Source organism: uncultured Muriicola sp., assembly GCF_947258935.1.
GTDB lineage: Bacteria > Bacteroidota > Bacteroidia > Flavobacteriales > Flavobacteriaceae > Muriicola.
This window is the reverse complement of sequence record NZ_CAMYKH010000007.1, coordinates 30,786-40,525: the sequence shown is the minus strand read 5'-3', so window position 1 is coordinate 40,525 and position 9,740 is coordinate 30,786. Positions and strand designations below refer to the sequence as shown.

Here is a 9,740-nt window from a genome sequence, read left to right as displayed (position 1 = left end):
ACTCCTTTTTTGGTTTTGTAAAAAGCACTGCTCAAGAACCAGGAACAAATTCCGTCTGCTGTTCCCCAGCACCAATATATCTTTTCTTTTGGAGCATTTATATAGATCTTTTTTGTAAAAGCCTCAAATCCGAGCGATTCCATTGTTCTATCGTTTTCTATTCTTTTCTATTTTATATAGTTCATCTCCCAGGGCATCCAGAAAGGGAATCCCAATCTCATCATACTCATAGACATTGTCATTGAATATACCATCAGAATTTACCAGAATGGTAGCAGTTACCATAAATTCTACCTTATTTTTTTCATCATGGATATAGGCGCAATCTGTAAGGGTGCCATAGGCATACCCTACCTTATTATAGATCTTAATATTGGTTGGTATGGCCTCTTTCGATCCTCCGAATAATAGGAATTTACCGTAACTATCATAGTAGTCCTCCTGGTTGTACCCGGTCTCCCTTGGGAGAATCTTCATAGCGTTCAGCAAAAACTGTCGCTGCGCAGCACTGATGTTAAATCGTTCTTTTTCTGGGAAACTCTTTGGAAAGATGATCCTCTTCAACAGCCCATGTTGGGTTTCAATAGGATAGTAGTTCTTAAGACTAAAATTAAAAGGTTCATCAATAAGTGAATCCCCTTCATAGAAACCAATTCCCTTGGTTATACCTTCTAACGTAAGTGGATCTGCAGAGGTATTGGCACTTCCTTCAAGGCTGGTGGTGGTGCTGTCATTAAGATAGATCACCAGGGGTTTGGTGGTTACATCATCTGCATTGGGTACCGATAGCCTATGTGCAATTCTGGCCGGACCAATATTCTTGGAACTGAATTTCTCATTGATGGCATCTTGCCCAAGAAATTCTAGCAAACGATTGTTGGCATCATTATCACTTACTGCAAAGATCTTTATTATTTCATTGCCAAAAGTTGTTTCAAGAGTATCTCCCTCCACATAAAATTTGGTTTGGGTTGTAAGTACACTGGAGGCATTAAGTTTTTCAAGGGCCATCACCGCAATAGGAAATTTCACCGTGCTTGCAGGATAAAAATACTTGTTGCGATCTACCTGAAAATCATAATCAGCGAAGCGCACACCATCCTTCTCTCGAAAGATCCTGGAAAACCGAATCTGTAGTTCATATGCTTCAGGATGATCCATTACACTGCGAATCCTGGGATCTTTAGATGCCAAAGCACTATCTAATGGATCAATTAAGGCCGTGGTACTTGCACACCCCAAAAAGAGGAAGCAAATTATAAGTACACGTAATACTGGGATCCTACCCTTGTATATTTTAACTCCTATGTTTGGAAAAGAATTCATTGATTTATTAGGTAATTTCTTCCTCATAGACTTCCCCTCTATGTGGTAAAAGTGCATCTCTTATCTGTATCATTTTTGTCTCTTCCACTACCATATAGGCTACAGAGTGCATTTCTGTTAGATTCCTAGATCCTGTGATGTTCAATTCTAAGGATTCTTTTTTAACAAAGTCGGCTAAATGACGTGCGTGATGCTTGGCAGTTTCACTGGCGTCCGGCCCGCGGAAATCCCACATTAATTTAATTTTTCGGCTCAAGATATTTCAATTTAAGATTGTGATAATGAAGTACCCTGTTCAGCAAATGCTTTGAAATCCTTTAAATACTTTAACGATTGCTTTTTAAATATGCCGGGCATAAAGAATGCCATTAATTTCATAAAGATCCCATTGAACTCAAATTCCGATTCTGAGATCCATTTGCTTGTATTCTCATCGATGGCTTTAAAATAGTTCTTTTGTATGTTATGCACGTCTTTTGCATCATAGGTGGCGTGGAACTCATGGGGCATATTTCGTTTTAAGATCGTTTCTATCATGATCAATTCACGTTTGCCCATTTTGTAAATAAGTTCCATTTGCGCCCCTTCCTCTCCCGGATTACCTTTAAGTTGCCTGTAAGAGATCAGATCTTTTTGCCAGTGCTTCATATTGTCCGGATTGTCTAGTTTCTTAACAAATTCGGAAAGGGGTAATTGTATGATAATTTCGGTGATATATTTCATGATTCCTCGATAATAATACCCTCTAAGGTACTAAAATAAGAGAACTGCTTATTAAAAATCTGTTAATCAATCAGTGTATTACTTGTTCAGGAAATTCGAATTCTTAATTTTGCTGAATGATTTTCCCCAAAAAGAATTTATTTAGAGTTCCCGTGCTTTTTGGAACTTTAATTCTGGCAGTATTGGTAATTTCTTGTGATGGTCTCTTTAAAAAGGAACCAGACTCCGAGCCGCTTGCAAGAGTAGGAGGTGCTTATCTATACAAAGAAGATATTGAATCCCTGCTAATTGCTCCCTTAAATAAACAAGACAGCGCATCCCTTGTAACCAATTACATTAATAATTGGGCAATAAAGCAATTGCTATTTTCAAAGGCACAGATCAATTTGACCGAAGAAGAGATCGCAGCCTTTGAGCGATTGGTGGCAAATTACCGAATAGATCTTTTCACCAGAGCTTATAAGGAAGCTTTGGTCCTGAGAGGTGAGGATACCACCATAACGGATTCACAACTTCAACGATTTTATGAGGAAGAGAAAGAGAACTTTATCTTAAAGGAAAAGTTAGTGCAATTGCGTTTCGTACAATTACCCAAACAATTTTTAAATAAGAATGAGGTCATTGAAAGGTTAAAGCGATTTGAAGAAGGAGATAAGGTCTTTCTAGATTCTATAGGCGTACAATTCACCAAACTCAATTTTAATGATTCTCTATGGATCACTGTTTCGAGAATCATACAAGAAATACCTCCTTTAACATTCGAAAATGAGGAACGATACTTAAAAAAATCACAATTTTTTGAATTGGAGGACTCTGTAGGGGTATATTTGGGGAAGATTGCGGAGGTGCGGAATATTAATGAAATAGCACCTTTAACTTATATTAAACCCACTATCAGGCAGGTGTTGCTAAACAGGAGAAAACTGGAGTTTATGAGGCGTCTTGAAACGGAGATTCTGGATGAAGCCGTAAAACGAAATGAATTTGAGATCTATGAGAAAGAGAAATAAAAATTTACTGGGCCTATTACTTTTTACAGTGATGGCACTTGGTGTTAAGGCTCAGGAGGAAAATACTCCCGATTTACCTGAAGAACCTATGCAGGCAGAAATGACGCCTAAGACCGATACTGTAAACAACTTTAAGAAAATAAAGTTAGATGGTATCTCTGCTGTGGTAGGTGATTATGTTATCCTTGATTCTGACATTGAGAAGACCTTGATCGATCTCCGAAGTCAGGGAGCCTCTGTTGAGGACATTACTCATTGCAGTTTGCTTGGAAAACTAATGGAAGATAGATTATATGCCCATCAGGCGGTACAAGATAGTATTCTGGTTTCCGATGATGAGGTAAATGCTACAAGCGATCGCCAAATTCAACAATTGGTTCAGCAAGTGGGCTCCATGGATAAGGTTTTGGAATTCTATAAAAAAGAAACCGTAGAGGATTTCAGGGAAGAACTCTATACCATTAATAAACTTCGTATGCTGTCTGAGAAAATGCAGCAGAAAATAGTGAGTGAGATTCAGGTTACTCCTGAGGAAGTGCGTCAATTTTTTAGGAACATTCCGGAAGATGAAAAACCGGTCTTTGGAGCTGAATTAGAAATCTCACAAATCGTGAAGGCGCCTGAGATCCCGGAGGAGGAAAAGCAAAAAGTGATAAATAAATTAGCGGAGATCAAAGCCGATGTAGAAGACAATGACGCCAGTTTTAGTGTGAAGGCCATCTTGTATTCGCAAGACCCTGGCTCTAAATCTAAAGGAGGATTTTACAGCATGACACGGCAGACTCCATTTGTAAAAGAATTTAAAGATGTAGCCTTCAGTTTGCAGGAAGGAGAGATCTCAGAACCCTTTGAATCTACTTTTGGCTACCATATTATTTATATTGAAAAAGTAAGAGGTCAGGAATTAGATTTAAGACATATTCTCATTCAACCTGAAATACCGCAAGCGGCCGTTGATGCTGCGAAGGTAGAATTGGATACTATTCGCAAACAGGTCATTGAAGGCAAATATACTTTTGCTGAGGCAGCTCTGAATTTTTCGGATGAAAAAGAAACCAAATTTGATGGAGGCTTATTGAGAAATCCTATTAATTTCGATTCACGTTTTGAATTGACCAAAATGGATCCAACCCTTTACAATCAGGTTAGGAACTTAAAAGATGAAGAAATTTCATATCCTTTGTTAGAGGTCGATCCCAGAGGAGGTCCTCCTAAATACAAGATCCTAAAGGTTACAAACAGGTATGATGAACACGAGGCCGATTTTGCCAAAGATTATCTTAAGATACAGGAATTAGCTCTCAGAGAAAAGCAGTACAATGCAATTAAGGAATGGATGGATGAGCATATAAAGGATACTTATGTTAGTGTAAATGCTGCTAATAAGTCATGCGATTTCGCAAATAATTGGGTCAAGGAATAAAATATGTCAGACGTAAAGGCCATTGAAGCCTTAGGGCAAAAACACCTTGCATTAAAGAAGGAAATAGCAAAGGTCATTATTGGCCAGCATGAGGTCGTAAACCAGATCCTATTATCTATTTATACAGGGGGTCATTCTTTGCTGATTGGAGTTCCGGGCTTAGCGAAAACCTTAATGGTTAATACCATTGCCCAGACATTGGGTCTAGATTTTAAGCGAATTCAATTCACCCCAGATTTGATGCCCAGTGACATTCTAGGTAGCGAGGTCTTAGATCAGAACCGTACTTTTAAATTCATCAAGGGACCTATTTTTGCGAATATTATCCTGGCAGATGAGATCAATCGTACCCCTCCAAAAACTCAGGCTGCTTTATTAGAGGCAATGCAGGAAAAAGCGGTGACCATAGCGGGAGAGAGGCACCAGTTGGCTGCACCTTATTTTGTGTTGGCAACCCAAAACCCTATTGAGCAAGAAGGTACCTATCCGCTCCCTGAGGCTCAATTAGATCGTTTTATGTTCGCCATAGAGTTGAAATACCCTTCCCTGGAAGAAGAAGTTTTAATTGTAAAGGAAACTACAGATGATGAGGAGGCAACTATAAATGCGCTTTTCAACGCAGAGGAAATACTTGCAGTACAGCATTTGGTCCGAAGGATCCCTGTACCCAATAATGTCGTAGAATATGCCGTTAAGTTGGTGAACAGCACTCGCCCGGGCACCCCAAGCTCGTCTTCATATATCAATCAGTACTTGGATTGGGGAGCCGGCCCCAGAGCATCTCAAAATCTGGTGATGGGTGCAAAGGCGCATGCCGCTGTTGGGGGCAAATTTTCTCCGGATATAGAGGATGTACAAGCTGTTGCAATGGGTATCCTTCGCCATCGAATCATTAAAAACTACAAGGCTGAGGCTGAAGGAATTACTGAGGAAGATATTATCAGTCATCTCATGTAAGGGATCTGGGAGCTATTAAGGCGTCTCTGAAATTTGATCTTTTTATTTAAGTAAAAAACATTTCCGTTTTCAATATTCCTATTTCGAGCAGCTAATTATCTTTTTTTGATAATTAAGTATCTCCTCATTTGCAGTGCTAATAATACTTTTGATGCCCCTTAAAAAATTTTAATTAACCCTTTTAAATTTTCTATCTTTGGGAGATTAACAATTAATAAACAAGCATACGATGGCATTCGATATTGACATGATTAAAAGCGTCTATTCCAAGATGACAGAACGGGTTGACAAAGCCCGTGATTTGGTTGGAAAGCCGCTTACCCTCTCGGAAAAAATTCTCTATTCACATTTATGGGAAGGGATTCCCTCCACTGTTTTTAAGCGTGGCAAGAATTATGTGGATTTTGCTCCGGACCGGGTAGCTTGTCAGGATGCTACGGCTCAGATGGCTTTGCTGCAATTTATGCATGCCGGCAAGCCTAAGGTTGCCGTGCCAACAACTGTGCATTGCGATCATTTGATACAGGCGAAAGTAGGGGCGGTTGCAGATCTTAAAAGGGCCAATCAAACCAGTAATGAGGTTTTTGATTTTCTGGAATCTGTATCCAATAAATATGGCATAGGCTTTTGGAAGCCGGGAGCCGGTATTATTCACCAGGTTGTTTTAGAGAATTATGCGTTTCCCGGGGGGATGATGATAGGAACCGATTCTCATACTGTAAATGCCGGTGGTTTAGGAATGGTGGCTATCGGTGTTGGCGGAGCAGATGCGGTAGATGTGATGGCCGGGATGGCATGGGAATTGAAATTCCCAAAACTCATTGGTATAAAACTCACAGGAAAATTGTCGGGATGGACAGCTCCTAAGGATGTGATCCTGAAGGTTGCAGATATCCTTACAGTTAAAGGAGGAACAGGGGCCATTATAGAATACTTTGGAGAAGGAGCAACCTCTATGTCTTGTACCGGAAAAGGAACCATTTGCAATATGGGTGCCGAGGTTGGAGCTACCACTTCCACTTTTGGATATGACGAATCTATGGATCGCTATTTAAGGGGTACAGACCGGGCAGATGTGGCCGATGCAGCTAATAAAGTGGCACCATATTTAACCGCAGACCCGGAGGTCTATCAGGAACCTGAAAAGTATTTTGACCAGGTGATTGAGATCAATTTAACAGAATTGGAACCTCATTTAAACGGACCTTTCACCCCAGATTTATCTACACCTATCTCTAAGATGGCTGAGGCAGCTAAGGCTAACGACTGGCCTTTGAATGTAGAAGTGGGCCTTATTGGCTCATGTACCAACTCCTCCTATGAAGATATTTCCCGTGCGGCCTCTCTTGCCAAGCAGGTAACAGATAAAAATTTAAAGACAAAGTCTAAGTTTACGATCACGCCTGGTTCAGAATTGGTGCGTTACACCATTGAAAGGGATGGCTTAATTAATACATTCAATAAAATTGGGGCAACCGTCTTTGCCAATGCATGCGGACCATGTATAGGAATGTGGGACCGTTATGGGGATAAAGCGGCCAATGGCCCAAGGAATACAATAGTACATTCTTTCAATAGAAACTTTGCAAAACGGGCAGATGGAAACCCCAATACCCTGGCCTTTGTAGGGTCTCCAGAATTGGTTACCGCCATTGCCATCGCAGGGAGATTAGATTTTAATCCAATCACGGATACCCTCATCAATGAAGACGGACAAGAAGTAAAACTAGATGAACCTAGAGGCTATGAACTTCCTCCTGAAGGATTTGCGGTGGAAGATGCCGGATATGTAGCACCAAAAAGCGATGGAAGCAAGGTAGTAGTTAAAGTAGCAACAGATTCGGAAAGGCTGCAGTTATTGGATCCTTTCTTGCCAATCACCAACGAAAGCCTGCAGGGAATGAAATTATTGATCAAGGCTTTTGGAAAATGTACAACAGACCATATCTCAATGGCCGGACCATGGTTACGTTACCGCGGGCATTTGGATAACATTGCCAATAACACCCTGATAGGAGCTGTGAATGCTTTCAACAAAAAAACCAATTTCGTCAAGAATCAATTAACCGGAGAATACGGTGGGGTGCCAGATACACAAAGGGCTTATAAGGCCAAGGGTATCAAAACTATTGTAGTGGGTGACCATAATTATGGGGAAGGATCATCTCGTGAACACGCAGCCATGCAACCAAGGCATTTGGGTGTAGCCGCTGTGCTCGTAAAATCATTTGCCAGGATCCATGAGACCAATCTCAAAAAACAAGGAATGTTGGGGCTGACCTTTGCAAATGAAAATGATTATGATAAAATTCAGGAAGATGATACCTTTAATTTTATCGATATTCAGGATTTTGCTCCGGATACACCATTGACTATCGAGTTGGTACATAAAGACGGTTCTAAAGAAGTCATCAAAGTAAACCACACTTATAATTTACAACAGATCGCCTGGTTTAGAGAAGGGTCTGCATTGAACGTCATAAAAAAGGAAAACGCCGCCTAGTGTATGGTGCAATGGACGTTACCCAAAAACCACGGAATATTGAATTGTAAAAAAGATCCTTACTAGATGGCCATAAAAAAAAAGACGGTTCTTAATCTCCTTCTTATAGCTTTTATTCTTTCTTTTTTTGTTACTCCTCTGGGGTACCACAGTAAGATCTTGTTAAACCGCATTTTTTCGGGGACACCCTCTGAAATTCCTATAGGAAAAAGGAAACATATAACGGACTATGACTGGCGACTAAAAGATGCAGATTGGAATATTATCAACTTCAGTCCCTCAAAAGGACGGGTGGTCTTTATTAATTTTTGGGCTTCCTGGAGTTTGCCTTCGGATGCGCAGCTAAATAGTATTCAAAATCTCTACGATACCTTTAAAGGAAAGGTAGATTTTTATATCATCACCAATGAGGAACAAGCGCCGGTAATAGAATATATGGAGGAAAATGAGTACGATTTTCCTGTGACTTACCTTATTATTGGCGATAAATCTGCACTACCTGTATTACAACCACCGGGAACTTATGTCGTGGATAAAAAGGGATTTGTGGTGGCAGAAGAACATGCTATAAAGGATTGGGATAACAATACAGTTTTCGATCTTCTAGAAAAACTCATCAAAGAGTAAACGTGGCAACACAGATCACTACCTTTACCTTTTTTCGGTATTCTTCCCTCAAAAATAAAATATGGGCCTTTGGCATGATGCAATTTGCCCACAGGCCGCTGCATAATGTTGAAGGATTGCTTTTTTATAAACTTTTGGGAAGTGGAAAAGCAGAATTTAATCCAAGACCGGATTGGTCTGTATACGCATTATTGCAGGTTTGGGAAAATGAGGCACAGGCAGATAAGTTCTTTGAAGTATCTGCACTAATGGACAAATACAGGCAGCGGAGTTCAGAACAATGGACAATTTATTTAAAGAACAAGATCGCCAGGGGAAAATGGGCAGGTCAACAACCTTTTACTCCGCACGATAAACTTTCAGATGCTATTCCTTATGTTGCTGTAATAACGAGGGCTACCATTAAAACCAAATTTATAAGGACCTTCTGGAGAAATGTTCCTGCTTCTCAAAAACCTCTGCACGATAATGCCGGACTACTTTTTACAAAGGGAATTGGTGAAGTGCCTATAAGTCAAATGGCCACGTTTAGCCTCAAGGTTTCAACCGTACCGATCAATAGGATCTTGGCAAGGAATGGATCCTCTTGCATTGTGATTATAGAACAGCTCTAAAACCAACTAAAGAAATATACAAAAAACAGGAGTTGAGCGGCATATAAGTGAATTGAGAACCGCAGGTCTCCTGTGATTTTCATCCATTTAACCAAAATATGGAATAAGACGGCTACCAGGAACCAGGTGATATAGTTCTTAAGGGGTGCTACTCCATCCTTGAACTCCCAAAAATCGAATCGCGGTGCACTTTGTTCCATAAAATAGTCCAGGATGAGCATAAGGGTGGCACCCAGGAGTATTTGAAGTATGTTATTTTTACTTACATACTGTGCGATTCTTGCCGTTATAAAAGTAAGCAAGGCCCAATTTATTCCGATCAATACAGGAACACCATCTATTTTAACCCCCAGATTGGCTCCATAACTGTATGTTCCAAAGAGGATTCCGTAATGAATACCGATCCATTCAGCGAACATACCTCCAAACCAAAGTAAGGCGAATATTGCCCCTTTTCTTGCGGTGTTCACAGGAAACGCCAGAAAGAGCAATAAGGAGGAAATAAAAAGATTTAAGGGGGTTTTTGTGACAAACCACTCCTCAAATCCAATACTTAT

The 9,740-nt window shown here is 40.2% G+C and carries 10 protein-coding genes; 6 read left to right on the top strand and 4 right to left on the bottom strand.

What is annotated here, in order from left to right; genetic code table 11:
- Positions 1-147: 147 nt before the first annotated feature.
- The 3 genes from Q0X72_RS02140 to Q0X72_RS02130 are packed head-to-tail and all read right to left on the bottom strand — an operon-like array spanning position 148 to position 2,049.
- Entirely contained in the window at positions 148-1,326 is a 1,179-nt protein-coding gene (locus Q0X72_RS02140; protein ID WP_297761374.1) for a serine hydrolase, read from the bottom strand.
- 7 nt (positions 1,327-1,333) lie between these two features.
- On the bottom strand, positions 1,334-1,582 hold the full coding sequence (locus Q0X72_RS02135; RefSeq protein ID WP_297761371.1) for a hypothetical protein: 249 nt from the start codon (positions 1,580-1,582) through the stop codon (positions 1,334-1,336).
- Between the two features lie 11 nt (positions 1,583-1,593).
- On the bottom strand, positions 1,594-2,049 hold the full coding sequence (locus tag Q0X72_RS02130) for an SRPBCC family protein (protein WP_297761368.1): 456 nt from the start codon (positions 2,047-2,049) through the stop codon (positions 1,594-1,596).
- 116 nt (positions 2,050-2,165) lie between these two features.
- Here Q0X72_RS02130 and Q0X72_RS02125 point away from each other — a divergent pair, with 116 nt between their 5' ends.
- The 6 genes from Q0X72_RS02125 (at position 2,166) to Q0X72_RS02100 (ending at position 9,183) form a co-directional block, all read left to right on the top strand.
- Positions 2,166-3,059 (top strand): peptidyl-prolyl cis-trans isomerase, encoded by an 894-nt coding sequence (locus tag Q0X72_RS02125; protein ID WP_297761365.1) that lies wholly within the window; start codon positions 2,166-2,168, stop codon positions 3,057-3,059.
- Positions 3,043-4,482: a peptidylprolyl isomerase gene (locus tag Q0X72_RS02120; protein WP_297761363.1), complete on the top strand. Its 1,440-nt coding sequence runs from the start codon at positions 3,043-3,045 to the stop codon at positions 4,480-4,482. Before Q0X72_RS02125 ends, Q0X72_RS02120 begins: the two co-directional genes overlap by 17 nt.
- Positions 4,483-4,485: 3 nt before the next feature.
- Positions 4,486-5,439, top strand: coding sequence for an AAA family ATPase (locus tag Q0X72_RS02115; RefSeq protein ID WP_297761360.1), 954 nt, complete (start codon positions 4,486-4,488; stop codon positions 5,437-5,439).
- A 229-nt stretch (positions 5,440-5,668) separates the two neighbouring features.
- Positions 5,669-7,942, top strand: coding sequence for an aconitate hydratase (locus Q0X72_RS02110; protein ID WP_297761357.1), 2,274 nt, complete (start codon positions 5,669-5,671; stop codon positions 7,940-7,942).
- A gap of 66 nt (positions 7,943-8,008) precedes the next feature.
- On the top strand, positions 8,009-8,569 hold the full coding sequence (locus tag Q0X72_RS02105; RefSeq protein ID WP_297761354.1) for a TlpA disulfide reductase family protein: 561 nt from the start codon (positions 8,009-8,011) through the stop codon (positions 8,567-8,569).
- A 2-nt stretch (positions 8,570-8,571) separates the two neighbouring features.
- On the top strand, positions 8,572-9,183 hold the full coding sequence (locus tag Q0X72_RS02100) for a DUF3291 domain-containing protein (protein WP_297761351.1): 612 nt from the start codon (positions 8,572-8,574) through the stop codon (positions 9,181-9,183).
- Here the strand turns inward: Q0X72_RS02100 and Q0X72_RS02095 are convergent.
- Complete coding sequence (locus Q0X72_RS02095; RefSeq protein WP_297761348.1) at positions 9,180-9,674, bottom strand: carotenoid biosynthesis protein; 495 nt, start codon at positions 9,672-9,674, stop codon at positions 9,180-9,182. The genes Q0X72_RS02100 and Q0X72_RS02095 overlap by 4 nt on opposite strands.
- Positions 9,675-9,740: the final 66 nt, after the last annotated feature.

Coding starts and splice junctions, on each gene's coding strand:
- Q0X72_RS02125 (WP_297761365.1), top strand. CDS start 2,166: ATGATTTTCCCCAAAAAGAATTTATTTAGAGTTCCCGTGCTTTTTGGA.
- Q0X72_RS02115 (WP_297761360.1), top strand. CDS start 4,486: ATGTCAGACGTAAAGGCCATTGAAGCCTTAGGGCAAAAACACCTTGCA.
- Q0X72_RS02120 (WP_297761363.1), top strand. CDS start 3,043: ATGAGAAAGAGAAATAAAAATTTACTGGGCCTATTACTTTTTACAGTG.
- Q0X72_RS02110 (WP_297761357.1), top strand. CDS start 5,669: ATGGCATTCGATATTGACATGATTAAAAGCGTCTATTCCAAGATGACA.
- Q0X72_RS02130 (WP_297761368.1), bottom strand. CDS start 2,049: ATGAAATATATCACCGAAATTATCATACAATTACCCCTTTCCGAATTT.
- Q0X72_RS02140 (WP_297761374.1), bottom strand. CDS start 1,326: ATGAATTCTTTTCCAAACATAGGAGTTAAAATATACAAGGGTAGGATC.
- Q0X72_RS02105 (WP_297761354.1), top strand. CDS start 8,009: ATGGCCATAAAAAAAAAGACGGTTCTTAATCTCCTTCTTATAGCTTTT.